Source organism: Serratia nematodiphila DZ0503SBS1 (assembly GCF_000738675.1).
GTDB lineage: Bacteria > Pseudomonadota > Gammaproteobacteria > Enterobacterales > Enterobacteriaceae > Serratia > Serratia nematodiphila.
On record NZ_JPUX01000001.1, the window covers coordinates 3,323,902 to 3,349,715 of the forward strand.

Consider the following 25,814-nt stretch of genomic DNA (forward strand, 5'->3'; position numbering starts at 1 on the left):
CATTCTGGCCCCGTTCGGGGCCAGAACGTTTTGTTACCAATCGATCCCTTGTTGCGCCTTCACGCCCGCGTCGAACGCGTGTTTCACCGGCCGCATCTCCGTGACCGTATCCGCCAGTTCCAGCAGATCGCGATGGCAGCCGCGCCCGGTCAGGATCACCGTTTGATGCGCAGGGCGTTGCAGGAGCGCTTCCTTCAGCTCTTCCAGTTCCAGATAGCCGTAGGTCAGCATGTAGGTCACTTCGTCCAGCAGCACCAGATCCAGGCTGCTGTCGGCCAGCATGCGTTTGCCGTGCTGCCACACCGCCTGGCAGGCGGCGGTGTCGCCGGCCTTGTTCTGCGTTTCCCAGGTGAAACCGGTGGCCATCACCTGAAATTCAACGCCGTGTTGCTGCAGCAGATTCTTTTCGCCATTGGGCCATTCGCCCTTGATGAACTGGATCACCCCGGCGCGCATGCCGTGGCCGACCGCGCGGGTGACGGTGCCGAAGGCGGCGGTGGTTTTGCCTTTGCCGTTGCCGGTAAACACCAGCAGCAGGCCGCGGGTGTCCTGCGCCGCGGCGATGCGCGCATCGACCTGTTCTTTCAGGCGCTGCTGGCGCTGTTGATGACGATCTTCCGCCATGAAACGCTCCTGCTTATTCGGCTGCGCCGGGTTTGCGGTTCGGCTGCGCGTCGAAGCTCATGCCGGTTTTGCGGCGGCTGTCTTCGCCCATCAAATACAGATACAGCGGCATGATATCGGTCGGGGTTTTCAGCTTGTTCTTGTCTTCGTGCGGGAAGGCAGATGCGCGCATTTTGGTGCGAGTGCCGCCCGGATTGATGCAGTTCACCCGCAGATTGCGGTTTTTGTACTCGTCGGCCAACACCTGCATCATGCCCTCGGTGGCGAACTTCGACACCGCATAGGCACCCCAGTCTGCGCGGCCGGTACGCCCGACGCTGGAGCTGGTGAACACCAGTGAACCGGCGTGGGATTTCAGCAGCAGCGGCAGCAGCGCCTGAGTCAGCATAAAGGTGGCGTTGACGTTAACCTGCATCACTTCTTGCCACATGGTCATCGACAGGTCGGCCATCGGCGCGATGTCGCCGAGCAGGCCAGCGTTGTGCAGCACGCCGTCAAGGCGGGGGATCTGGCGCGCCAGATCGTCGGCTATCTGCCGGCATTGCTCCTGAGTGGCGTGCAGCAAGTCCAGCGTCACCACCAGGGCCGGGGCACCGCCCTGGGCTGCGATCTCTTGTTGTACCGCCAGCAGTTTGCTCTCGGTGCGCCCCAGCAGCACCAACTGGGCGCCGAAGCGCGCGTAGGTCAGCGCCGCTTCACGGCCGATGCCGTCGCCGGCGCCGGTGACCAAAATGATACGTTGTTCGAGCAGATCTTGTTTGGGTTGGTAATGCACGATAAATCCTCGCCTGGGTGGCTGTTCTCCCGCAGATATCGGGGAGCAAGGGTGAAACGCGCGGCCGGGGCGGGAGCGAAGGCTCGACCGTCTGCGGGCCGCGCAGCGAATCTGTCTCATCATATTGATGAATAATGGGTGTTATATGCCTTAATCCGCGGGCATTTTCAATGCGTAGCAGGCTGAAATGGCATTCTTTTGTAACAAAAGCGCGGCGGTGGCGGCTTGGTTCGGCCGTAAATCGTCCCCATAGTGATGCTCTGTGCGCAATGAATTTTCATTTAGCCGCGACAGCAGCCGCTGCGGTTGGCTAAAATGGAAATAAGCATACTAACAACCTGTAAATAAAGGCGGAATCTGTGGAGTTTATATCTGTTTATGGCCTGTTTCTGGCCAAGGTCGCCACGGTGGTGCTCGCCATCGCCGCGTTGGCCATCCTGGCGGTCAGTTTGGGGCAACGCAAGAGCCGCCAGAAAGGGGAGCTGCAGCTGACCGATCTCGGCGAACAGTATCGCGAGATGCAGCGCGATATGCGCCTGGCGCGCATGGATGCCGCCGAGCAGAAGGTTTGGCTGAAACAGTTCAAAAAGCAGACTAAATCTGATGACAAATTGAAGAAACAGCGCGCCAAGTCCGGCGCGGTGGAAGTGGCCAAGCCGTGCCTGTATGTGCTGGACTTCAAGGGCAGCATGGACGCGCACGAGGTCACCTCGCTGCGCGAAGAGATCTCGGCGGTGCTGGCGGTGGCGTCGGCGCAGGATGAAGTTCTGTTGCGCCTGGAAAGCCCTGGCGGGGTGGTGCACGGCTACGGCCTGGCGGCTTCGCAGTTGGAGCGCCTGCGCAAAGGCGGCATTCGTCTGACGGTCGCGGTGGATAAAGTGGCGGCCAGCGGCGGCTACATGATGGCTTGCGTTGCGGATCGCATCGTGGCGGCGCCGTTCGCCATCATCGGTTCCATCGGCGTGGTGGCGCAGATCCCGAACTTCCACCGCCTGTTGAAAAAGAACGATATCGACGTGGAGTTGCACACCGCCGGGCAATTTAAACGCACGCTGACGCTGTTTGGCGAAAACACCGAACAAGGGCGCGAGAAGTTCCGAGAAGATCTGAACGAAACGCACGAGCTGTTCAAGCGCTTTGTGCATGAGCAGCGCCCGTCGCTCGACATCGACAGCGTCGCTACCGGTGAGCACTGGTTCGGTTCACAGGCGAAAGAGAAGGGCCTGATCGACGCCATCGGCACCAGCGATGATTTGCTGATCGCCGAGCTGGATAACCACGAAGTGATCGCCGTGCGCTATACGCGCCGCAAACGCCTGATGGATCGCTTCACCGGCAGCGCGGCGGAAAGCGTCGATCGTTTGCTGCTGCGCTGGTGGCAGCGTGGGGAAAAGCCGTTGTTGTAACGGCAACGAGAGCAGGAATCAACGGGGGCCAGGTGCCCCCGTTTTCTTGTCTTAATCGACCAGGTGGTATTTTTCCGAAAGCAGGTGAGCCAAATGTTTAAACATATTAAATACCGCGGTGGTTTTGGCGGTGGGCAATCCATCGGCATCCAAAAAGTATTCGCCGCGAAAAACTAAAACGCCGCTTTTTTGTTCAACGTCGGTGGCGATCATGCCGTGCAGATAATCTTCGTGTTGGCGGATGATGTTATTTGCTTCCGCCAGCAGGGCCTCGCGGCCGATAGGTGCAGTATTCGTGCGCATTTATTAGACTCCAAACTAAAAACTCTGCGCATATTCTAACGCCGGTTCGCTTTTATCCGCAAACCGACTAAGGTTTATTTGCCGTCTGGATGGCCATGGGCGGCCGCCGGTTGGCGAAATCGGACTTTCCATGCTAATTAGGTTGCGTGACGCTTTTTATCAGGTACAGTGTGGGATTTTGCGGCGTCGGGTGGAAGGTTTTGTTTACGCCATGAATAAAACTCACACAGCCATACTTCTGGGGCATGGGTGAATAGCAGGCAGGATCAACAACTTGCGTTCAGGTTGAGCAGTTGGGCAACCAAAAGAAAAAAATCTGTTGATCTCTTGCCAGACTGCCGCAATATAAAAAAAGAGACACGAATTGCCGCGGCACGGCGAGATAAAAGACTTCTTTTTAGAAGAAATAAATTAGGTAAAGGTAAATATGGGTAAAGCTCTCGTAATAGTTGAGTCCCCGGCAAAAGCCAAAACTATTAATAAATATTTAGGAAGTGACTACGTGGTGAAGTCCAGCGTCGGTCACATCCGTGATTTGCCGACCAGTGGCTCAGCCAGCAAAAAGAGCGCTGACTCAACCGAAGACAAAGCCAAGAAAAAAGTTAAAAAAGATGAGAAGGCGGCGCTGGTAAATCGCATGGGCGTCGACCCTTACCACGGCTGGAAAGCGCATTATGAAATCCTTCCGGGTAAAGAAAAAGTGGTCGCCGAGTTAAAATCGTTGGCGGAAAACGCCGACCACATTTATCTCGCAACCGACCTTGACCGCGAAGGGGAAGCCATCGCCTGGCACCTGCGGGAAGTGATCGGTGGGGATGACAAACGCTTTAGCCGCGTGGTGTTTAACGAAATCACCAAAAACGCGATCCAACAGGCGTTCAAACAGCCGGGCGAGCTGAACATTGATCGCGTCAACGCGCAGCAGGCGCGCCGGTTTATGGACCGCGTAGTGGGCTATATGGTCTCGCCGCTGCTGTGGAAGAAAATCGCCCGCGGCCTGTCCGCCGGCCGAGTGCAGTCGGTGGCGGTGCGTCTGGTGGTTGAGCGTGAACGCGACATCAAGGCGTTCGTGCCGGAAGAGTACTGGGAGCTGCATGCCGATCTGCTGGCGAAGGGTGAAACCGCGCTGCAGATGGAAGTGACCCATGCGCACGACAAACCGTTCAAGCCGGTCAACCGCGAGCAGACGCACGCCGCGGTCAAGTTGCTGGAAAAAGCCCGCTACACGGTGCTGGATCGCGAAGACAAACCGACCAGCAGCAAGCCGGGCGCGCCTTTCATTACCTCCACGTTGCAACAGGCCGCCAGCACCCGCCTGAGCTTCGGCGTGAAGAAAACCATGATGATGGCGCAACGGCTGTATGAAGCCGGCCACATCACCTATATGCGTACCGATTCCACCAACCTGAGCCAGGATGCGCTTAACATGGTGCGTGGCTACATCGGCGACAACTTCGGCGATAAATACCTGCCGAAGGCGCCGAATCAGTACAGCAGCAAAGAGAATTCGCAGGAAGCGCACGAAGCGATCCGTCCTTCGGACGTGAACGTGCTCGCCGAACAGCTCAAAGACATGGAAGCGGACGCGCAGAAGCTGTATCAGCTGATCTGGCGTCAGTTCGTCGCCTGTCAGATGACGCCGGCGCAATACGATTCCACCACGCTGACGGTAAAAGCCGGCGATTATCAGCTGCGCGCCAAGGGCCGTACGCTGCGCTTTGACGGCTGGACCAAGGTGATGCCGGCCCTGCGCAAAGGCGATGAAGATCGCACGTTGCCGTTCGTCGAAATCGGCAGCGAGCTGGATCTGCAGAAACTGATCCCGAGCCAGCACTTCACCAAGCCGCCGGCGCGCTACAGCGAAGCCTCGCTGGTGAAAGAGCTGGAGAAACGCGGCATCGGCCGTCCGTCCACCTACGCCTCCATCATCTCGACCATTCAGGATCGCGGTTATGTGCGGGTGGAAAGCCGCCGTTTCTATGCCGAAAAAATGGGCGAGATCGTCACCGATCGTCTGGAAGAGAACTTCCGCGAGCTGATGAACTATGACTTCACCGCACGCATGGAAGACGGCCTCGATGAGGTCGCCAACAACCAGGCCGAGTGGAAAGCGGTACTGGACGAGTTCTTTGTCGATTTCAGCGAGCAGCTGGAAACGGCGGAGAAGGATCCGGAAGAAGGCGGCATGCGGCCTAACCAGATGGTGATGACCAGCATCGACTGCCCGACCTGCGGCCGCAAGATGGGCATCCGTACCGCCAGCACCGGCGTGTTCCTCGGCTGTTCCGGCTACGCGCTGCCGCCGAAGGAACGTTGCAAAACCACCATCAACCTGGTGCCGGAAGCGGAAGTGCTCAACATCCTCGAAGGCGACGACGCGGAAACCAACGCGTTGCGCGCCCGCCGCCGCTGCCAGAAATGCGGTACGGCGATGGACAGCTATCTGATCGACAACCAGCGCAAGCTGCACGTCTGCGGTAACAACCCGGCGTGTGACGGCTATGAGATCGAAGAGGGCGAGTTCCGTCTGAAAGGCTATGACGGCCCGGTGGTGGAGTGCGACAAGTGCGGCTCGGAAATGCACCTGAAAATGGGGCGTTTCGGCAAGTACATGGGCTGCACCAACGAGAACTGCAAAAACACCCGCAAGATCCTGCGTAACGGCGATGTGGCGCCGCCGAAGGAAGATCCGGTGCCGTTGCCGGAGCTGCCGTGCGAGAAGTCCGACGCCTATTTCGTGCTGCGTGACGGCGCTGCCGGCGTGTTCCTGGCGGCCAACACCTTCCCTAAATCGCGCGAGACCCGCGCGCCGCTGGTGGAAGAGCTGGCTCGCTTCAAGGATCGTCTGCCGGAGAAACTGCGCTATCTGGCCGATGCGCCGGTGGCGGATGCCGAAGGCAACAAAACGCTGGTGCGTTTCAGCCGTAAAACCAAGCAGCAGTACGTCTCCTCTGAAAAAGACGGCAAGGCGACCGGTTGGTCTGCGTTCTACGTGGACGGCAAGTGGGTCGAAGGCAAGAAGTAGGGGCGATGCCCTGCCTGCAAGATGAAAAACCAGCCCCGGCGGCTGGTTTTTTATTGTAAGCCTTAAACCACCTCCTAAGGAGGTGGTGATTGAACCTGTGAGGCTCTAGCCTGAAGGAAACCCATGCCGGAATATTCCAGCTTACTCACCACAAGTAAGAAGGAAATCACCAACATGGGTTTATACAGGAGTTCATCACATGTGTTCTGGCGTTGCAAATACCACCTGGTTTGGACGCCAAAGTATCGATTTAAAATCCTCCGCGACAAGGTGGGCAAAGAGCTCTACCGAACAATTTATATCCTCTGCAACATGAAGGACTGTGAAGTTCTTGAGCTAAATATTCAGCCAGATCATGTGCATCTGGTCGTGATAGTCCCCCCGAAGCTATCGATTTCGACGTTGATGGGCGTCCTGAAAGGACGCAGTGCAATCCGGCTTTACAATCGTTTCCCACATATACGAAAGAAGTTGTGGGGCAATCATTTTTGGGCAAGGGGATACTTTGTCGATACGGTAGGGGTAAACGAAGAAATTATCAGGCGATACGTGAAGTATCAGGATAAGAAGGACCAAGAGATCGAACAGCAGATGGAGCTGTTGCAGGATTAACTCGAAAATGGCCCCCTTTTAGGGGGCGTCGTGTAAAGCCACCTCCTCAGGAGGTGGTCTTTTACTGGTGAAAAGGGGCAAACGGATCTATCCTTTGCTGTTTTTATCCCTCCGACATCGCCGTTTCACGTTGATACCCATGCAAAATAATCGTTATCATAGTGTGACGCGGATCTATACTTGAAGCTGCATCGTGGTATAGTGGTTATATAAAAAATTTTTTTATTATTAAAGCTTATTAACAACGGCGTTTTCTTCACCATCAGGGTAGAACACGGGGTTTATGGCTTGTGAGTTTCAGCATACCGGGGCGACACCGATATACCTGGCTGCGGGTAAGCCGCAGTGTTTAACCTAGGATGGTATAAGATATGAAATTGCAGCAGCTTCGTTACATTGTGGAAGTGGTTAACCACAACCTGAATGTCTCCTCGACGGCAGAAGGGCTCTATACTTCTCAACCCGGCATCAGCAAACAGGTGCGCATGCTCGAAGATGAGCTGGGCATCCAGATTTTCGCCCGCAGCGGCAAGCACCTGACCCAGGTCACCCCCGCCGGCCAGGAAATCATTCGCATCGCGCGTGAAGTGTTGTCCAAAGTAGACGCCATCAAAGCCGTTGCCGGTGAACACACCTACCCGGACAAAGGCTCGCTGTACGTCGCCACCACGCATACGCAGGCTCGCTACGCCTTGCCCAACGTGATCAAGGGCTTTATCGAGCGTTACCCGCGCGTCTCGCTGCACATGCATCAGGGCTCGCCGACGCAGATCGCCGAAGCGGTCTCCAAGGGCACCGCCGATTTTGCCATCGCCACCGAGGCGCTGCACCTGTACGACGATCTCATCATGTTGCCGTGCTACCACTGGAACCGTGCGGTGGTGGTGAAGCCCGATCATCCTTTGGCGGGCAAAAGCAGCATCAGCATTGAAGAGCTGGCGGCTTACCCCATCGTCACTTACACCTTCGGCTTTACCGGCCGCTCGGAGCTGGACACCGCCTTCAACCGCGCCGGCCTGACGCCGCGCATCGTCTTCACCGCCACTGACGCTGACGTCATCAAAACCTATGTGCGTCTGGGATTGGGGGTGGGGGTGATCGCCAGCATGGCGGTGGATCCGGTGCAGGATCCGGATCTGGTGACGGTGGATGCGCGCGACATCTTCACCTACAGCACCACCAAAATCGGCTTCCGCCGCAGCACCTTCCTGCGCAGCTACATGTACGATTTCATTCAGCGCTTCGCGCCGCACCTGACGCGCGACGTGGTCGACAGCGCGGTGGCGCTGCGCTCCAACGAAGAGATAGAGGCGATGTTCAAGGACATCAAGCTGCCGATTAAATAGGTTCAGGTTGGCAGAGCGTCCGTCAAAACAGGAGGGGTTGTCCCTCCTGTTTTGTTTGCTGCCGCTTACGACACATCTTGGTTATTCGTCGGGGGTTGAGACTGAGGTAAAGCGTTAACGTGTTGGTTGATGCGCTTATCCAACGCTTTGGCCCGTTTGGCGGCGACGATCGTTATAACAGCCAGGTAAAGCAGATAAAGGCTTGATGCCAAAAGAGTCCATCCTATTCTCTTTTGTACTTTGACATCGGCGCGCCGTTCACTGTCATCACCGGTGGTGAGTCGATAACAGATTGATTGTACCTCACTTTCCAATAGACCCACCTCGGCGGCGCGGTGAAAAGCATCGCGGACGCCGCATTGCTCTCGTGTCAGTTCCCATTTTTTGTCTGATGTGAACGGAATAAACAGATCTGAGTTTTTCGCATAATCTTTGCCCAACAGAAAACTGTGCGTGGTCTGTTTGAACTCATACCAGGCTTCATTGGTGATTGTCAGTTTCGTTGCGGCAATGGTAATGAAGTACAAAAGCACGATAGATACGGCAAGGTAGGCAAACTCGATGGCGCTTGCCAGCCTAATTTTCTGATCTTTAGGGGTAAATCTGTCCTTTATGCGCCGCAACTCATACATTGCGACGTCTTTGTTCTTCATCCAATGCAGCGTTGCCTCAATTTCCGTGAGGTTTCTTACCTTGATGCCGTAATGGTAAATAAAGCGATGCACCTCATACTGTTCACTGTCGAATGTTTTGATGCTCTCATATTGGCTGCCCTTACCGCGTAGTACTTTATCCCACAAGAATTTGAGCAGAATATACCCCGAACGCGTGCGATAGATAATAATGATAAATAAAATCAACGGTATGAGTGATGTTGCCGCTACCATTAGATTTTGGAAAGTTGGATCGATGGTGATATTCAAAATGTGCTCCATGCGCGTGCTTTATTGTCAGAATGTTCAATATCGCTGATGTATCGGGGAATGCCGATTGAAATTATCGCGCATGCTCGATGAAACCGTTTCATGCGGCGTTGGCGTTTCAGGCACGGAGCGGCGGTTAAGGTAACTCGCTGACACTCTTCACATTAACTTCTGTGATTGTTCCCGCCTATCGTTGTGATCAAATCGTGTTGTTATCAAAACGTTAACTTATCTTTGTGGTATCTTTAAACAAGACCTCACTGATTACCCTGTTTTAATCACAATAAGAAATGGAGGAGCTATGTCGTCCGATCTTCGTGAAACAAGCCTGGATAAGCTGGTTGCGCTGAATAGCGAATATTACTACTACAGTCTGCCGCTGGCGGCGAAGCAGCTGGGTGATATCGACCGGTTGCCGAAATCAATGAAAGTGCTGTTGGAGAACCTGCTGCGCCATGTGGATGGCGATACCGTGCAGGTTGACGACCTCAAGGCCATCGTCGCCTGGTTGCAAACCGGCCATGCTGACCGTGAGATCGCCTACCGTCCGGCGCGCGTGCTGATGCAGGATTTTACCGGCGTGCCGGCGGTGGTGGATCTGGCGGCGATGCGCGAAGCGGTACGGCGGCTGGGCGGCAATGTCGACCAGGTGAACCCGCTGTCGCCGGTGGATCTGGTGATTGACCACTCGGTCACCGTCGATGAATTTGGCGACGATAATGCCTTTGAAGACAACGTGCGCATCGAAATGCAGCGCAACCACGAGCGCTACACCTTTCTGCGCTGGGGGCAGAAGGCCTTCAACCGCTTCCGCGTGGTGCCGCCGGGCACCGGCATTTGTCACCAGGTTAACCTCGAATACCTTGGCCAAACGGTGTGGCACAGCGACGAAAGCGGCCGCCGCGTGGCCTATCCGGATACGCTGGTGGGCACCGATTCCCACACCACCATGATTAACGGCCTGGGCATTCTCGGCTGGGGCGTGGGCGGCATCGAAGCGGAAGCCGCGATGCTGGGCCAGCCGGTGTCGATGCTGATCCCGGACGTGGTCGGCTTCAAGCTGACCGGCAAGCTCCGCGAGGGCATTACCGCCACCGATCTGGTGCTGACCGTCACCCAAATGCTGCGCAAACACGGCGTTGTCGGCAAGTTCGTCGAGTTTTACGGCGACGGCCTGGCCGATCTGCCGCTGGCCGATCGGGCGACCATCGCCAACATGTCGCCGGAGTTCGGCGCCACCTGCGGCTTCTTCCCGGTGGATGACGTTACGCTCGGCTATATGAAGCTCAGCGGCCGCAGCGCCGAACAAATCGCGTTGGTGGAAGCCTACGCCAAGGCGCAGGGCATGTGGCGCAATCCGGGAGATGAGCCGGTATTCACCAGCTCGCTGGCGCTGGATATGTCGACGGTGGAGGCGAGCCTCGCCGGGCCGAAACGCCCGCAGGATCGCGTGGCGCTGCCGAATGTGCCGCAGGCGTTCAAGGCTGCTACCGAGCTGGATATCGGCGGCCACAAGGCCAAGACAGACAGCAAAACCTTTACGCTGGACGGGCAGCAGCACGAACTGCGCGACGGCGCAGTGGTGATCGCGGCGATCACCTCCTGCACCAACACCTCCAACCCGAGCGTGATGATGGCGGCCGGCCTGTTGGCGAAAAACGCCGTCAAGAAAGGGCTGCGCAGCAAACCCTGGGTAAAAACCTCGCTGGCGCCGGGTTCCAAAGTGGTGACCGACTACTTCGACAGCGCCAAACTCACCGCTTATCTGGAAGAGTTGGGGTTCAACCTGGTGGGGTATGGCTGTACCACCTGCATCGGTAACTCCGGCCCGCTGCCGGATCCGATCGAGCAAGCGATCAAAGAGGGCGATCTGACCGTGGGCGCGGTGCTGTCGGGCAACCGCAACTTCGAAGGGCGCATCCACCCGCTGGTGAAAACCAACTGGCTGGCCTCGCCGCCGCTGGTGGTGGCTTATGCGCTGGCGGGCAGCATGAAGATCGATCTGACCAAAGAGCCGCTGGGCGAGGGTAACGATGGCCAGCCGGTCTACCTGAAGGACATCTGGCCGAGCAGCCGGGACATCGCTCAGGCGGTGGAAGAAGTGCGCACCGAGATGTTCCACAAGGAGTACGGCGAGGTGTTCGACGGCGATGCCAACTGGCAGGCGATCCAGGTGACCGGTTCGGCGACCTATCAGTGGCAGGAGGATTCTACCTATATCCGCCATCCGCCGTTCTTCAGCACCATGAAGGTGAAGCCGGATCCGGTGCAGGACATCAAAGATGCGCGCATTCTGGCGATTCTGGCCGACTCGGTGACCACCGACCACATCTCGCCGGCGGGTAACATCAAGCGCGACAGCCCGGCGGGGCGTTACCTGAGCGAGCATGGCGTAGCGCCGCAGGATTTCAACTCCTACGGTTCACGCCGTGGCAACCACGAAGTGATGATGCGCGGCACCTTCGCCAACATTCGCATCCGCAACGAAATGGTGCCGGGCGTGGAAGGCGGCTATACCCGCCATATTCCTTCGCAACAGCAGCTGTCTATCTACGACGCCGCCATGCAGTATCAGCAGGAGAAGGTGCCGCTGGCGGTGATCGCCGGTAAAGAGTACGGTTCCGGCTCCAGCCGCGACTGGGCGGCGAAGGGGCCGCGCCTGCTGGGCGTGCGGGTGGTGATTGCCGAATCCTTCGAGCGTATTCACCGCTCTAACCTGATCGGCATGGGGATTTTGCCGCTGGAGTTCCCGCAAGGGGTGACGCGTAAAACGCTGGGGCTGACCGGGGATGAGCAGATCAGCGTTGGCGGCCTGCAACAGCTGCAGCCGGGCCAGACGGTGCCGGTGCACATCACCTATGCCGACGGGCGCAAGGAAGTGGTCGACACCCGGTGCCGCATCGATACCGGCAATGAGCTGACTTACTACGAAAACGACGGCATCCTGCACTATGTGATCAGGAAAATGCTGTAATTAATCAATAAAAAGGGCGCCGTAAGGCGCCCTGATTGTTTCCGCGGCGGTGGCGATCACTTCTGGTCGAGCAAATGGCCCATTTTGGCGGCCTTGGTGGCCAGATAGCGTTCGTTCTTCGGGTTGCGGCCGACGATCAACGGCACGCGTTCGCTGATGTTGATACCGGCTTCGGTCAGGATCTCGACCTTTTTCGGGTTGTTGGTCAGCAAACGCACCGCGTCGACGCCCAGCAGTTTGAACATGTCGGCACACAGGGTGAAGTCGCGCTCGTCGGCGGCGAAGCCGAGCTGGTGATTGGCTTCCACGGTGTCTGCACCCTTATCCTGAAGGGCGTAGGCGCGGATCTTGTTCAACAGGCCGATATTGCGGCCCTCCTGGCGATGGTACAGCAGGATGCCGCGGCCTTCTTCCGCAATTTGCTCCAGTGCGGCTTCCAGTTGAAAACCACAGTCGCAGCGCAGGCTGAACAACGCGTCGCCGGTCAGGCATTCGGAATGCACGCGTGCGAGCACCGGCGCTTCGCCGGAAATATCACCGAATACCAGTGCCAGATGGTCATGTCCGGTCGCCAGTTCTTCGAATCCTACCATCAGGAAATCGCCCCAAGGTGTCGGCAGTTTAGCCTCTGCCACCCGTTTCAGCTGCATGTCACTCTCCACAAAAACCTACGATTCAATCATTGTCGCGCATCCTAAGTCCGGTTCAGTAAATTGACCAAGACTAAAACGTGCTACGCCGATCTCTATTTCGTTAATTATCGGCTATTTTGCCACAACTTCTTGCCGGGCGGTGCTCAGCAAACCAGCAGATGGCGTTTTCTGGCCACCTATTATTGCGATAGGTTTTGTATCTGTTTAATTTTTCGCGTGTTATCAATATTGCACTCTTGTTACACTGCAGCCTGATTCACGCAGAGGAAAACGGGAATGTATGAGATAGCAAAACGTACGGCGGGCGGCGCGTTGCTGCTGCTGTTGATGCCGCTGGTCGTATGGGCATCCGGCTGGCATTGGCAGCCCGGCGGCAATGATCGGCTGCTCAAAGCGCTGTTCTGGGTGACCGAAACCGTAACCTCGCCGTGGGGCATTCTGACCAGCGCTGTCCTTTGCGGTTGGTTTTTGTGGTGCCTGCGCTTTCGGCTGAAGGCGGCCATCGGTCTGGCGCTCCTGCTTTCCGCCGCGTTGGTGATTGGGCAGGGGGTTAAGTCGTTGATCAAGGATCGGGTGCAAGAACCGCGGCCGTTTGTGGTATGGCTCGAGCAAACCCACGGAGTGGACGGAAAATATTTCTATTCGCTGCATCGCAAAGAGCGCAGCGCGCTGGTGCGCGAGCAACTGCAAGACCAGACGCTGGTGCCGAACTGGCTGCGCAAGCACTGGCAGTTTGAAACCGGCTTCGCTTTCCCGTCGGGGCATACGATGTTCGCCGCCACCTGGGCGCTGTTGGGCGTAGGGCTGCTGTGGCCGCGCCGTCATTATAAAACCGTTGCGCTGCTGATGGTGTGGGCAACGGGGGTGATGGGCAGCCGTCTGCTGCTGGGCATGCACTGGCCGCGCGATCTGGCGATGGCTACGCTGATCAGTTGGCTGCTGGTGGTGGTCACCTGCTGGCTGGCGCAGCGCTGGTTCGGCCCGCTGACGCCGCCGCCACAAGAGCAGCAGGAAATCGCGGCGCGCAAGCCGGAATAAGCATTCTTCACGCAGGCGCCAGTCAGGCGTCTGCCACCAATACCTTAACGCCTACCTGTTCAAATGCCTGCCTGGCGGCATCGCCAATTCCGTTATCGGTAATCAAATAGTCGATATGTTGCCAGTCACAAGGCAGCGCAAACATTGAAACCTTATCGATCTTGCTGGAGTCGGCCACCACATACACCGTGTTGGCCGCATTGATCATCGCCATTTTCAGTTTGATGTCGGTTTCGCTTGGGAAACTGAGGCCGTGACGGGGCGAGATGCAGGCCGTCGCGAGGAACAGTTTCTGCGCCAGCACGTTTTCGAAGAAGCTGGCGGCCTTGTCCCCGGAAGTGGAGAGCGTGGGAAATTTGAATGAGCCCCCGGTCAGCAAAATATTCACGCCCGGCTCGCCACCCAGCTGCAGCGCAATATTGACGCCGGTGGTGATAACGGACAATTTCTTTATGTGATTCAGGTGATTGGCGATAGCCGTGGTGGTGGTGCCCGAATCAAGAATGATGGTGTCGCCCGGTTCGATAAAACCGGCGGCGAGCTTGCCGATGCGATCTTTGGCGGTCAGGTTAACCTGGCGTTCCAGCAGCATGGCGTGGGTATTTTGCTTGCCATCAACCAGGGTGGCGCCACCGTGGAAACGCTGCACATAGCCTTGTTGCTGCAGGATCCGCAGGTCGGTACGAATGGTCGCCTCGGTTAGCTTGAAGGTATCGGTAAGCATTTTGACCGTCGCTGAGCCGTCTTCGCGGATCATGTCGAGGATCTTTTCGCGTCGTTGCTGCATTTCCGCCAGCTGTTCGCTTTTGCTTTTCAATCGAAAGACTCCTGCACCTGTCAGTTTCCGCCGCGCGGCTTGCCACGGCAACTCCTTATTGATGCGCTGAATTTTAGCTTGCGATTATTGATAAAGCTATGGATAAACCCGGTTAATCCCTATTGATTTTTATTCGAAAGTCTTTTGCGTCGGCGATTTTCAACGATAAAAACTAAGGAAAAGCAGCTTTGTGGTTTTTATTTTATTGTTATATATGAATTTATATGAGTTTTAGCGTTGTCTGTTAAGTGCTTTTGTTTGAAATTTGATCTTGCCCACATTAATTATCGTTTTTGCTGCATATGATTTCCATTCGAAAATCAATGGCGAGTTAACGGATCGCTTTCGATGCGATAACGATAATCAAGGCGTTTATGCAGAGGTGACGATGGACTTTCAGGCGATTAAAAACACGGCGCGCCAGGCGCGCCGATATGTGGTGACCATGAACCATAAGGCAGGCAAGGGCCATACCGGCGCCGATCTGTCGGAAATCGACATCATCTGCACCTTGTATATGGCGGTGATGGATCGCAGCAATGCCCGGCCCGATCAGGATCGGTTCATTTTGTCTAAAGGGCATGGCGCCGGCGGTTTTTACTGCAGTTGTGCGGCAATGGGCTTGCTCGATCCAGCGGTGCTCGATCAGTTCATGGGCGACGACACCCTGTTGGCCGGGCATCCGGTGCGGCAAAAGCTGCCGGATCTGGTGGAGATTAACTCCGGCGGTTTGGGGCATGGGCTGCCGATCGCCGTGGGGTTGGCGCTGGGCAACAAGCTGGCGGGGCGTGCGCATCGCCGCGCTTTTGTGTTGCTGGGCGACGGCGAACTGGCGGAGGGGGCCAATTGGGAGGCGGCGATGGCGGCCAGTAAATTCAAACTGGACAACCTGATCGCCATCGTCGATCGCAACCGGCTGCAGCTGGCTGGCAAGACGGAGGCCATCATGCCGCTGGAACCGCTGGCGGAAAAATGGCGCGCTTTCGGTTTTGAAACTCTGGAGTGCGACGGCCACGATCCGGCGGCGCTGGTGGCGGCGATCCAACGTCCGAGCCAGGACAAGCCGCGAGTGATCTTGGCCAATACGGAAAAGGGGCACGGTGTGTCGTTTATGGCTAACGTTGCCGCCTGGCATCACGCGGTACCGGACGAGCAACAGTTGGCGCAGGCGCTGGCGGAACTGGAGGGGTAAATATGCAGGATTTACGCGATGCCGTGGTGACGGCGTTGATCGAACAGCAACGAGCGGGTGCAGATCTGAGCGTGATGGTGGCGGATTCCACGTCCACGTCGAAAATCGCGCCTTTTGAACAGGCTTATCCGGAGCGGGTGGTGAACGTCGGTATTGCCGAACAAAACATGGTGGGCATGGCCGCCGGCATGGCGCTCAGCGGCCGCACGGTCTTTACCGCCAACGCGGCACCCTTCCTGTTCGCTCGCTCTAACGAACAGATGAAAAATGATGTTTGCTACACGGGGACCAACGTGAAAATGCTCGGCTTGAATGCCGGATTCGGCTATGGGCCGTTGGGGGCGACGCACCACTGCATGAACGATATCGCCATCGCCCGCACGCTGGGCAATCTCTGCATCTATGCGCCGGCGGATGCGCGGCAAGCGGCAGAGATTGTCCGTTATGTTATCGCACAACCCGGCCCAGCCTATATCCGCATGGACAGCGACAAGTTGCCGGTATTGAACGCGGACTATCACTTCCGTCCCGGAGAACCGGAGGTGTTGCATCAGGGGGGCGACAGCCTGGTGTTTTGTCTGGGGACGGTGGCGCATGAGGCGATGAAGGTACTGGCATTGGGCGACAACCCGACCATCGTTTCTCTCCCTTCGCTCTGGCCACTCAATGAGGCGGCGGTAGTGGCGTTGATACGCTCGCACCGCCGGGTGTTGACCATGGAGGAACATGCGCTCAGCGGTGGTTTAGGCACCATCATCGGTGAATTGTTGCTGCGGCACCAACTGCCGCAGCCGTTTACTGCGCTGGGCATGCCGGCTTACGAGTTTACCCACAGCAGCAGTCGGGCGGCGCTGCGGCGGCAATACGCCATCGATGCGGCAGGATTGCACGCTCAGTTAACGCAATAGGGGGAATGCGATGGAGCGGAACGAATACGACGTTAATTTACGCTACGGTGTCGATAGCCGGATGTCGCTGGCAGGGAAGGTTGCGGTAATCACCGGCGGTTTGGGCGGCATCGCGATGGCCGCCAATCGCCTGCTGTTGGAAAAGGGCGCGCGCCTGGTGTTGATGTATCCGCCCTTTGAACAGGACAAGGCCGCGGCGGCGCTACGAGAGTTGGGTGAAGAACAGGTGTTCTGTCAGGTGTGTGACGTGACCGACCCCGACTCGGTAGTTGCCGCCTTCAACGCGGCTGAGCGGCGCTTTGGCCGGCTCGATATCCTGGTCAACTGCGCCGGCTACGTTAATTTGCAGCCAGCGACGGAGGTCACGCTCAAGGAGTGGCAGCGCCATTTGGCGGTCAACCTCACCGGGCCTTTCCTGTGCTCGCAAGAATTGGCGCGCCGCGCGATAACCGCCGGCCACGGCGGGAAAATCATCAACATCGCGTCGCAGGCGGCCTCTATCGCCATTGACGATCACTGTGCCTATACCTCTGCCAAGGCGGGGCTGCTGGGCATGACCAAGGTGATGGCCAAAGAGTGGGCGCCACACGGCATCACCGTCAACACCTTATCGCCCACCGTAGTGCTGACGCCTATGGGAGAGAAAGCCTGGCGCGGCGAGAAGGGCGAGGCGATGAAAAAGCTGATCCCGCTGGGGCGCTTTGCCTATACCGATGAAATCGCAGCGGCGATCCTGTTTTTTGCCAGCAACGGCAGCGACATGATCACCGGCGCGGATCTGATGATCGACGGCGGTTTTACCATTTGGTAAGCGGCAACCGCAGCGATCGCCAACACCAGACGATGTTCAACACAACGATAAGAGAACACCATCATGAGAAAAATAGCCACTTACCTTACCCTGCTCACCGGTTTTGCCTGCACCTCTGCCATGGCGGCGGAAAAGGGCACGATCGCCATCCTCGTCAACTCGTTGGACAATCCTTATTACTCCGCGGAAGCCAAGGGGGCCGAGGCCAAAGCCAAGTCTCTCGGCTACCAGACGCTGGTGCTGTCGCACGGCGAAGACGTCAAGCGCCAGGGGGAGCTCATCAGCCTGGTTATCGGCCGCAAGGTTCAGGGCATCATTTTGGATAACGCCGATTCCCAGGCCAGCGTCGCCGCCGTGCAGCAGGCGAAAAACGCCGGTATTCCGGTGGTGCTGATCAACCGCGAGATCCCGGTCGATGGCGTGGCGCTGGCGCAGATTACCCATAACAATTTCCAGGCCGGCTCGGACGTCGCCAACCAGTTTGTGGAAAAAATGGGGGAAACCGGCAAATACGCCGAGCTGACCTGCAATCTGGCGGACAATAACTGCGTTACGCGTTCGCAGTCGTTCCACAACGTGATCGACCAATATCCCGAGATGGTCAGCGTGGCGCGTCAGGATGCCAAGGGCAATCTGCTGGAGGGGAAACGCATTATGGACAGCATCCTGCAGGCGCATCCGGACATCAAAGGCGTGATTTGCGGCAACGGCCCGGTGGCGCTGGGCGCAGTGGCGGCGCTGAAGGCCGCCGGCCGGCAGGATGTCACCGTGGTGGGCATCGACGGCAGCAACGATGAACGCGACGCCATTCTCAACGGCAACCTCTACGCCAGCGTGATGCTGCAGGCGCAGGCGATCGCCGCGCAGGGTGTTGAGATCCTGGACGGCTATTTCCAATCCGGCAGCTATACCGGCAAGGAGCGCGTGATGTTCCGCGGCATCCTGATCGGCAAAGACAATGCACAACGAGTCAGTGACTTCAACTTCAAACCGTAACCCGCGCTGAGCGGCGTCTTTCACCACCCCGTCCTGGCGGCGGGGTGCGTTCGGAGGTGTTGTTATGTCGATGCGCATTGCGTTGACCGTCATCGTCGTCGTGGCGTTGAGCGGTTGTCGTATCGTCTCGGAGAAAAAGCTGGCGGAGCTTCGCTCCCCGGTGAATCCCCATGTGGCGCAGGCGGCGGAGATTTACCGCAGCCAAATCGCCCCGCAAGTGGTCAAAACGGCGCAGCCGCTGGGCGAGCTGATCGCCCGGATCGCCCAGGCCAAGGATTTTGACAGCGTCTGCGGCCAACTGGGGTACCGCGCTCAACCGGAGTTTCCTTGTTATTTCAACGTTAAGGTCAGCGGTGAAATTGCGTCGGTCAACACCCGTTCACGCAGCGGAAAAGTAACGCTCAAACTGACCGATGCGCCGCTCAGCAGCGTAGAGGTGCAGATCGGGCCGGTTTATCGCGGCACGGCGTTGCGCGACAGCTATCGCGGCCTGAGTTACAGCGATTTCAATGACCAGGCGCTGTTCGGCGATTTTGCCAGGGCAATTAACCAGGCTTCGATCGACGAACTGACCGGCTTCCAACCCAAGGTGGGTGACCACATTACCGTGTATGGCGTATTCAGCAGCTGGCAGGCGCCTGCCGAGCCGCTGTTGATCACGCCGGTGCGCATTCAACCTTAAGGGGGCGTGATGAGCGATCCGATCATTATTCAAACGCGCAACGTTTCGCGTCTCTATCCGGGCGTCACCGCGTTGGATAGCGTGAGTTATCAAGTGTTTCGCAATCAGGTCAACGTGCTGATCGGCGAAAACGGCGCCGGCAAGTCGACCATGATGAAGCTGCTGGCGGGGGTGGAAACCCCGTCCTCCGGCACCATCGAGCTGGAGGGGCAAGCGGTGACGTTAACCTCCACGCAGCAGGCGGAGCGGCTCGGGATCAGCATTATTTTTCAGGAGCTGAACCTGTTCCCCAACATGTCGGTCATGGACAACATTTTTATGGCCAATGAGTTCTTCCAGCGTGGCCGTATCAATGTGGACTATCAGTATCAGCTGGCCAAATCCTTGCTGCAGCGGCTGGAATTGGATATCGACCCACATACGCCATTGGGCAGCCTCGGTATCGGCCATCAGCAACTGGTTGAAATTGCCCGTGCCCTGGCGAAGGACACCCGAGTGCTGATCATGGATGAGCCGACGTCGGCGCTGAGTCAGGCTGAAGTGCGCACGCTGTTTCGGGTGATCGCCGATCTGAAGAAACGCGGTGTCACCCTCATCTACATTTCTCACCGACTGGAAGAGCTGATGGAGATTGGCGATCGCATCACGGTGTTTCGCGACGGGCGTTTTGTCGCCGCCGAGCCGGTCAGTAACGTCAGCATTCCGTGGATCATCGAAAAGATGGTGGGGGAAAAGAGCAAGCACTTTGATTATTGCGCGGCAGAGCAAGGGGATGAAGTGCTGAAGGTCGAACAGCTGACGCTGCCGCGTGAAAACGGCGGCTATTGCCTTAACGACGTCAGTTTTTCACTGCGCAAAGGGGAAGTGATCGGCATTTATGGCCTGTTGGGTGCCGGCCGTACCGAACTGTTCAAAGTGCTCAACGGCGTGATGCGCCAGACTGCAGGCCGCATTTTGCTCAATGGCAAAAGCGTGGAACGGTTGGGGTTTCGTCAACGCATGGCGTTGGGCATGGCGCTGGTGCCGGAAGACAGGCAAGCGGAGGGGCTGGTGCAGATGATGTCGATTAAGGCCAACATGACCCTGGCCAGCCTGGGGCGTAATGCGCTACGGCCGTTGGCGTCGGCCGGGGAGTGCGCGTTGGTCGATGGCATGATCGAAAAACTGGCGATCAAGGTGAGTGACCGGGAGCTGCCAATCACCAGCCTGAGCGGCGGCAATCAGCAGAAAGTGGTGTTGGGCAAGGCGCTTCTGACCGGGCCGCAGGTGGTGTTTCTCGATGAGCCGACGCGCGGAATCGACGTCGGTGCCAAAACGGACGTTTACCACCTGATTGGCGCGATGGCGCGTCAGGGGTTGGCGGTGATGTTCTCTTCGTCGGAGCTGGATGAGGTGGTCTCACTGGCCGACCGGGTGATGGTGATGGCGGACGGGCAGTTGACGGCCGATCTGCCACGCGAGCGGGCCGATCGCGAAACGCTGATCCGCGCCTCCACCCCTCACGCATAAGGATAAGGCAATGCAAACCAAGTATCGGTTGTATATGTATTTGCTGCAGGCGCGTACCTTTATCGCCCTGTTGCTGGTGGTGCTGTTCTTCAGCAGCATGGTGCCGAATTTTCTGACCGTCTCCAATTTGCTGATCATGACGCAGCACGTAGCGATCACCGGGCTGCTGGCGGTTGGCATGACGCTGGTGATCCTTACCGGCGGCATCGACTTGTCGGTCGGCGCGGTGGCGGGGTTGTGCGGGATGGTTGCCGGTGCGCTGTTGACCGTCGGTATCCCGCTGTGGGATGGCAATCGGCTGTTTCTCAACGTCTTTGAAGTGATCGGCGCGGTGGCGTTGTTGGGCGTGCTGTTGGGTTTGATCAACGGCACGCTGATTACACGGCTCGGCGTTGCGCCGTTCATTTGCACCCTGGGTGCAATGTACGTGGCGCGTGGGGCGGCATTGCTGACGGCGGACGGCAAAACCTATCCCAATCTGGTGGGCCTGGAAGCGCTGGGCAACACCGGTTTCGCGGCCCTGGGATCCGGCACCTTTCTGGGGATTTACAACCCGATTTGGCTGATGTTGGCCATCGTGTTGTTAGGGATCTATCTCACCAAGAAAACGCCGCTGGGTCGTTATATCTATGCGATTGGCGGCAATGAGCCGGCGGCGCGGCTGTCGGGGGTGCCGATTGCCAGCGTAAAAATGTTCGTCTATGCGTTTTCCGGGCTGTGTGCGGCGCTGGTGGGGCTGGTCATCGCTTCTCAATTGCAAACTGCGCACCCGATGACCGGCAATATGTTCGAGATGGACGCCATCGGCGCGACGGTGCTGGGCGGTACGGCGCTCAGCGGTGGCCGCGGCAGGGTATTCGGTTCGATCATCGGCGCCTTTGTGATCGTTTTTCTGGCGGACGGCTTGGTGATGTTGGGCGTCAGCGAGTTCTGGCAAATGGTGATTAAAGGGCTGGTGATCGTCACCGCCGTGGTGATTGACCAGTTTCAGCAGCGTTTGCAGAGCAAGGTCATTCTGATGCAGCGCCTGGAAAAAAAAGCGGTGCAGCCGCTGGCTGAGGTGAGCCATGGTTAAAGCGGATTGCATTGTCGCGTTGGACGAGGGCACCAGCAACGCCAAGGCCGTGGTGGTGGATGCGCGGGGTACGATCGTCGCCAAAGCCAGCAGGCCACTGACGCTGCAGACGCCGCAGCCCGGTTGGGTGGAGCAACGGGGCGAGGCCTTGCTGGCGGCCTCTCTGGCGGTATTGCGGGAGGCTATTGCGTTGGCCGGAGCATCCCGCATTGCCGGTATCGCCATCAGCAACCAGCGTGAAACCGCCATCGGCTGGCGGCGTTCCAACGGCCAGCCTATCGGGCCAGCCTTAACTTGGCAATGCGCGCGTTCCGCCGATTTCTGCGAACGGCTGCGGCTCGATCGGCAGGAGGAAGCGGTGCGCCGCGCTACCGGCTTGCCGCTTTCACCGTTGTTCTCGGCGTCGAAAATGCGCTGGTTACTCGATCACTGCGAAGAGGGACAACGGTTGGCGGAGAACGGCGAGCTGTGCCTGGGCACCATCGATGCCTGGCTGCTGTGGCAGTTGAGCGGGGGGCAGGCATTCGGCTGTGATGTTTCCAATGCCGCCCGAACTCAACTGCTGAATCTCGCATCCGGGGAGTGGGACGAGCAGATGCTGGCGCTGTTCAATATTCCCCGTCAGGCGCTGCCGACGATCCATCCTTCCAGCCATCTGTTCGGCGTGACGCTGGGATTGGAAGGCATTGCCGACGGCATTCCAATTGCTGCGATGGTGGGGGATTCACATGCGGCGCTTTATGGCCATGCGCTGGGTCAGGCTGGGCAGGTTAAAGCCACCTATGGCACCGGCTCATCGGTAATGGCGCCAATCGTCAAAGCGCAATGTGACACGAGCGCTCTGGCAACGACCATCGCCTGGCATGACGGTGGACGCATGCAGTACGCACTGGAGGGCAATATTCCTCACACCGGCGACGCTATTGCCTGGATGCTGGATATCGCCGCCATGCCGTCGGAGGGTGAAGCGCCGTTGAGTGAACTGCCCGTTCGTGTGCCCGACAGCGGTGGCGTCTATTTTGTACCGGCGCTGACCGGTGCCGGCGCACCCTGGTGGGATGAGCAGGCGCGCGGCGTGATTTGCGGGCTCAGCCGCGGCACGCGGCGAGAACATTTGGTGCGGGCCGCTTTTGAATCGGTGGCTTATCAAATCGCCGATGTGATTGGCGTACTGCGGCAACAACCGGGTTTTGCGCTGCAGGGGCTGATGGCTGACGGCGGCCCCAGCCGCAATGACTGGCTGATGCAGTTTCAGGCCGATCTGCTGGGTTGCCCGGTGTGGCGCAGCAACACGGCGGAACTGTCGGCCCTGGGGGCGGCTTTGATGGCGATGCGCAGCCTGTGGGGAGCTACCGATCGGCAACTGGCGGCACTGTTGCCTCAACATGATGAGTTTAAACCCGATATGCAGCGCCACCGGCAGTTGCAGGAAAACTACAGCGCGTGGCGGCAGGCGGTACAGCGCACCTTGTGGCGGCCGCAGACGGCCTCATTGATGACAGGAGAACAATCATGAATCGTGACTTCACGGGGAAAACCGTGGTGATTACCGGCGCATGCCGCGGCATTGGGGCCGGTATCGCCGAACGTTTCGCCAGTTTGGGCGCCAATTTGGCGATCGCGTCGAATGCGGATCGCATCCTGACCACGGCGGAAACGCTGCGCCAGCGTTATCGGGCGGAGGTGCTGTCGGTTATCCTCGACGTCACCGATGAAACACAGGTGGTTGATTTTTATCGTCAGGTCTGGGAGCGATTTGGTGCGATCGACGTTTCCATTCAGAACGCCGGGGTGATCACTATCGATCGTTTTGACCAGATGCCCAAAAGCGATTTTGAGAAAGTGTTGGCGGTAAATACCACGGCGGTCTGGCTCTGCTGCCGGGAGGCGGCCAAATATATGGTCGGCCAACGCCGTGGGCGGTTGATCAACACGTCTTCTGGCCAAGGACGTAACGGGTTCATTTACACACCGCATTACGCCGCCAGCAAAATGGGGGTGATCGGCATTACGCAGAGTTTAGCGCTTGAGCTGGCGCCACATGGCATCACCGTCAATGCATTCTGCCCCGGCATCATTGAAAGCGAGATGTGGGAATATAACGACCGCGTTTGGGGAGAAATTCTCAGCGGCCCGGAAAAAACTTACGGCAAAGGGGAGTTGATGGCCGAGTGGGTGGCGGGCATTCCACTCAAGCGTGCCGGTCAACCCGAAGATGTGGCGGGTCTGGTGACCTTCCTTGCCTCAGACGATGCCGACTATATCACCGGCCAAACCATCAATGTGGATGGTGGGTTAATCATGTCATGACGTGACCATGTCACAAAATAGGCGGCATCGGATCGGTGCCGCATTAACCGCTTACATTTTCCCGCCATTGCAATTCGCCCGGTTGCCCCCATATCCTTATAAATTCGACGTTTTGAGAAGCTTTCTCATCAATTTGTTCGCTAAGACCGTTTACTGCCGAATATGCCAGCAGATATGTGGTTTTATCGTGCGGCAGGGTTTCCCTGCCGCAGCGGGAAATGCTAACTTAAGGGTTAGGGACGCCACATTTTGGCATCGTTCATCCGATTCACTCGGCATCGCGGGAAAGAATGTGAAATATTTGCTGATTTTTTTGTTGGTTCTGGTGATCTTCGTGGTTTCCGTCACCTTGGGTGCGCATAACGATCAGGTGGTCAATTTTAACTATCTGGTTGCGCAGGGCGACTATCGCGTATCGACCCTGTTGGCCACGCTGTTTGGTGCCGGTTTCGTTCTCGGCTGGATCATTTGCGGCCTGTTCTACCTGCGCACGCGTATTGCGCTGGGTCGCGCCGAGCGCAAGATCAAAAGGCTGGAGCTGCAGCTTGAGCAGCCCGCTGAACCGGCGGCTCAGCCTGTTGTCAGCAAGGAATAATCCTCTATGTTAGAACTGCTGTTTCTGTTGCTGCCCGTGGCTGCCGCGTACGGTTGGTACATGGGGCGCAGAAGCGCTCAGCAGGATAAACAGCAAGAAGCCAACCGCCTGTCGCGCGAATACGTGGCAGGGGTGAACTTTCTGCTCTCCAACCAGCAGGACAAGGCGGTCGATCTGTTCCTCGACATGTTGAAAGAGGACAGCAACACCGTTGAAGCCCACCTGACGCTGGGTAACCTGTTCCGTTCGCGCGGTGAAGTAGACCGCGCCATCCGCATCCATCAGGCCTTGATGGAAAGCGCCTCCCTGACCTTCGAACAGCGCCTGCTGGCGGTGCAGCAGCTGGGCCGCGACTATATGGCGGCCGGGCTGTACGACCGCGCGGAAGACATGTTCAGCCAGTTGACTGACGAAGCGGATTTTCGCGTCTCGGCGCTGCAGCAGCTGCTGGTGATCCATCAGGCGACCAGCGACTGGCAGAAAGCGATCGACGTGGCGGAAAAGCTGGTCAAGCTGGGCAAAGAGAAGCAACGCGTCGAGATCGCGCACTTTTACTGTGAGTTGGCGCTGCAGGCAATGGGCAGCGACGATCTCGATCGGGCAATGAGCCTGCTCAAGCGGGCGGACGCCGCAGATAAACAATGTGCGCGCGTGTCCATCATGTTCGGGCGCATCTACATGGCGCAAAACGACTACGCCAAAGCGGCAGAGTCGCTGCAACGCGTACTGAGCCAGGATAAAGAGTTGGTCAGCGAAACGCTGCCGATGCTGCAGGAATGCTACACGCATCTGCCGGAACAACAGCACAACTGGGCCGATTTTCTTAAGCGCTGCGTGGAAGAGAACACCGGCGCCACCGCCGATCTGATGCTGGCCGAGATCATCGAGCAGCACGAAGGGCGCGACGTGGTGCAGGTCTATATCAACCGTCAGCTGCAGCGTCATCCCACCATGCGGGTGTTTTATCGGCTGATGGATTATCACCTGGCGGATGCTGAAGACGGCCGGGCGAAAGAGAGTCTGCTGCTGTTGCGCGATATGGTCGGCGAGCAAATTCGCACCAAGCCGCGATACCGCTGCCACAAATGTGGCTTCACCGCGCACTCGCTCTATTGGCATTGCCCGTCGTGCCGCGCCTGGTCATCGGTCAAACCGATCCGCGGTCTGGACGGGCAATAATGCGGCGGCGCGACAAAACAAAACGGGGCGATAAATCGCCCCGTTTTTTTATGTTCATCAC

At 57.7% G+C, this 25,814-nt stretch carries 23 protein-coding genes; 17 read left to right on the forward strand and 6 right to left on the reverse strand.

Annotation, left to right across the window (positions count from 1 at the left end):
• Positions 1 to 33 precede the first annotated feature (33 nt).
• Positions 34 to 624, reverse strand: a complete 591-nt coding sequence (gene cobO, locus JL05_RS15395; protein ID WP_004930707.1) for a cob(I)yrinic acid a,c-diamide adenosyltransferase — start codon at positions 622 to 624, stop codon at positions 34 to 36.
• 13 nt (positions 625 to 637) lie between these two features.
• Positions 638 to 1,399 (reverse strand): YciK family oxidoreductase, encoded by a 762-nt coding sequence (locus tag JL05_RS15400; RefSeq protein WP_033632900.1) that lies wholly within the window; start codon positions 1,397 to 1,399, stop codon positions 638 to 640.
• A 359-nt stretch (positions 1,400 to 1,758) separates the two neighbouring features.
• Between JL05_RS15400 and sohB the strand changes: the two genes are divergently transcribed.
• On the forward strand, positions 1,759 to 2,805 hold the full coding sequence (sohB, locus tag JL05_RS15405; RefSeq protein WP_004930703.1) for a protease SohB: 1,047 nt from the start codon (positions 1,759 to 1,761) through the stop codon (positions 2,803 to 2,805).
• Between the two features lie 51 nt (positions 2,806 to 2,856).
• On the opposite strand, the gene JL05_RS15410 is transcribed toward sohB, so the two are convergent.
• Positions 2,857 to 3,108, reverse strand: coding sequence for a YciN family protein (locus JL05_RS15410; protein WP_004930700.1), 252 nt, complete (start codon positions 3,106 to 3,108; stop codon positions 2,857 to 2,859).
• Positions 3,109 to 3,535: 427 nt separating this feature from the next.
• On the opposite strand from JL05_RS15410, the gene topA reads away from it, so the two are divergent.
• From topA to cysB, 3 genes are all read left to right on the forward strand, one after another.
• The gene (topA, locus tag JL05_RS15415) at positions 3,536 to 6,133 is read left to right on the forward strand and encodes a type I DNA topoisomerase (RefSeq protein WP_015378045.1); all 2,598 of its coding nucleotides are present in this window, start codon (positions 3,536 to 3,538) and stop codon (positions 6,131 to 6,133) included.
• 174 nt (positions 6,134 to 6,307) lie between these two features.
• Positions 6,308 to 6,745: an IS200/IS605 family transposase gene (gene tnpA / locus JL05_RS15420; protein WP_033633558.1), complete on the forward strand. Its 438-nt coding sequence runs from the start codon at positions 6,308 to 6,310 to the stop codon at positions 6,743 to 6,745.
• A 371-nt stretch (positions 6,746 to 7,116) separates the two neighbouring features.
• Positions 7,117 to 8,091 (forward strand): HTH-type transcriptional regulator CysB, encoded by a 975-nt coding sequence (gene cysB / locus JL05_RS15425; RefSeq protein WP_004930690.1) that lies wholly within the window; start codon positions 7,117 to 7,119, stop codon positions 8,089 to 8,091.
• Between the two features lie 65 nt (positions 8,092 to 8,156).
• On the opposite strand, the gene JL05_RS15430 is transcribed toward cysB, so the two are convergent.
• The gene (locus JL05_RS15430) at positions 8,157 to 9,014 is read right to left on the reverse strand and encodes a DUF6216 family protein (protein ID WP_134942537.1); all 858 of its coding nucleotides are present in this window, start codon (positions 9,012 to 9,014) and stop codon (positions 8,157 to 8,159) included.
• Positions 9,015 to 9,315: 301 nt separating this feature from the next.
• Here JL05_RS15430 and acnA point away from each other — a divergent pair, with 301 nt between their 5' ends.
• Positions 9,316 to 11,988 carry an aconitate hydratase AcnA gene (gene acnA, locus JL05_RS15435; protein WP_021503816.1) on the forward strand — a complete coding sequence of 891 codons (2,673 nt, stop codon included), beginning with the start codon at positions 9,316 to 9,318 and terminating at the stop codon, positions 11,986 to 11,988.
• A 56-nt stretch (positions 11,989 to 12,044) separates the two neighbouring features.
• On the opposite strand, the gene ribA is transcribed toward acnA, so the two are convergent.
• Positions 12,045 to 12,638 carry a GTP cyclohydrolase II gene (ribA, locus tag JL05_RS15440; RefSeq protein WP_004930678.1) on the reverse strand — a complete coding sequence of 198 codons (594 nt, stop codon included), beginning with the start codon at positions 12,636 to 12,638 and terminating at the stop codon, positions 12,045 to 12,047.
• 279 nt (positions 12,639 to 12,917) lie between these two features.
• On the opposite strand from ribA, the gene pgpB reads away from it, so the two are divergent.
• The gene (gene pgpB, locus JL05_RS15445) at positions 12,918 to 13,679 is read left to right on the forward strand and encodes a phosphatidylglycerophosphatase B (protein ID WP_033632902.1); all 762 of its coding nucleotides are present in this window, start codon (positions 12,918 to 12,920) and stop codon (positions 13,677 to 13,679) included.
• Between the two features lie 22 nt (positions 13,680 to 13,701).
• Here pgpB and JL05_RS15450 read toward each other — a convergent pair whose 3' ends face one another.
• Complete coding sequence (locus JL05_RS15450) at positions 13,702 to 14,496, reverse strand: DeoR/GlpR family DNA-binding transcription regulator (RefSeq protein ID WP_004930674.1); 795 nt, start codon at positions 14,494 to 14,496, stop codon at positions 13,702 to 13,704.
• Between the two features lie 388 nt (positions 14,497 to 14,884).
• Here JL05_RS15450 and JL05_RS15455 point away from each other — a divergent pair, with 388 nt between their 5' ends.
• The 11 genes from JL05_RS15455 (at position 14,885) to lapB (ending at position 25,753) form a co-directional block, all read left to right on the forward strand.
• Complete coding sequence (locus JL05_RS15455; protein ID WP_033632903.1) at positions 14,885 to 15,688, forward strand: transketolase; 804 nt, start codon at positions 14,885 to 14,887, stop codon at positions 15,686 to 15,688.
• 2 nt (positions 15,689 to 15,690) lie between these two features.
• Entirely contained in the window at positions 15,691 to 16,596 is a 906-nt protein-coding gene (locus JL05_RS15460; RefSeq protein WP_004930670.1) for a transketolase family protein, read from the forward strand.
• Between the two features lie 10 nt (positions 16,597 to 16,606).
• Positions 16,607 to 17,407 (forward strand): GolD/DthD family dehydrogenase, encoded by an 801-nt coding sequence (locus tag JL05_RS15465; protein WP_033632904.1) that lies wholly within the window; start codon positions 16,607 to 16,609, stop codon positions 17,405 to 17,407.
• A 63-nt stretch (positions 17,408 to 17,470) separates the two neighbouring features.
• Positions 17,471 to 18,403, forward strand: a complete 933-nt coding sequence (locus JL05_RS15470) for a D-ribose ABC transporter substrate-binding protein (protein ID WP_033632905.1) — start codon at positions 17,471 to 17,473, stop codon at positions 18,401 to 18,403.
• A gap of 64 nt (positions 18,404 to 18,467) precedes the next feature.
• A complete protein-coding gene (locus tag JL05_RS15475; protein ID WP_033632906.1) occupies positions 18,468 to 19,085 on the forward strand; it encodes a DUF2291 family protein in 618 nt (205 codons plus the stop codon).
• Between the two features lie 9 nt (positions 19,086 to 19,094).
• On the forward strand, positions 19,095 to 20,594 hold the full coding sequence (locus JL05_RS15480; protein WP_033632907.1) for a sugar ABC transporter ATP-binding protein: 1,500 nt from the start codon (positions 19,095 to 19,097) through the stop codon (positions 20,592 to 20,594).
• Positions 20,595 to 20,604: 10 nt separating this feature from the next.
• Complete coding sequence (locus JL05_RS15485; protein ID WP_004930657.1) at positions 20,605 to 21,669, forward strand: ABC transporter permease; 1,065 nt, start codon at positions 20,605 to 20,607, stop codon at positions 21,667 to 21,669.
• Positions 21,662 to 23,185, forward strand: coding sequence for an FGGY family carbohydrate kinase (locus JL05_RS15490; protein WP_033632908.1), 1,524 nt, complete (start codon positions 21,662 to 21,664; stop codon positions 23,183 to 23,185). Before JL05_RS15485 ends, JL05_RS15490 begins: the two co-directional genes overlap by 8 nt.
• Positions 23,182 to 23,979 carry an SDR family oxidoreductase gene (locus JL05_RS15495; protein ID WP_004930652.1) on the forward strand — a complete coding sequence of 266 codons (798 nt, stop codon included), beginning with the start codon at positions 23,182 to 23,184 and terminating at the stop codon, positions 23,977 to 23,979. The genes JL05_RS15490 and JL05_RS15495 overlap by 4 nt, the downstream gene beginning before the upstream one ends.
• A gap of 292 nt (positions 23,980 to 24,271) precedes the next feature.
• Entirely contained in the window at positions 24,272 to 24,574 is a 303-nt protein-coding gene (locus JL05_RS15500) for a LapA family protein (RefSeq protein ID WP_033632909.1), read from the forward strand.
• Positions 24,575 to 24,580: 6 nt separating this feature from the next.
• Entirely contained in the window at positions 24,581 to 25,753 is a 1,173-nt protein-coding gene (lapB, locus tag JL05_RS15505) for a lipopolysaccharide assembly protein LapB (protein WP_015378034.1), read from the forward strand.
• Positions 25,754 to 25,814 lie beyond the last annotated feature (61 nt).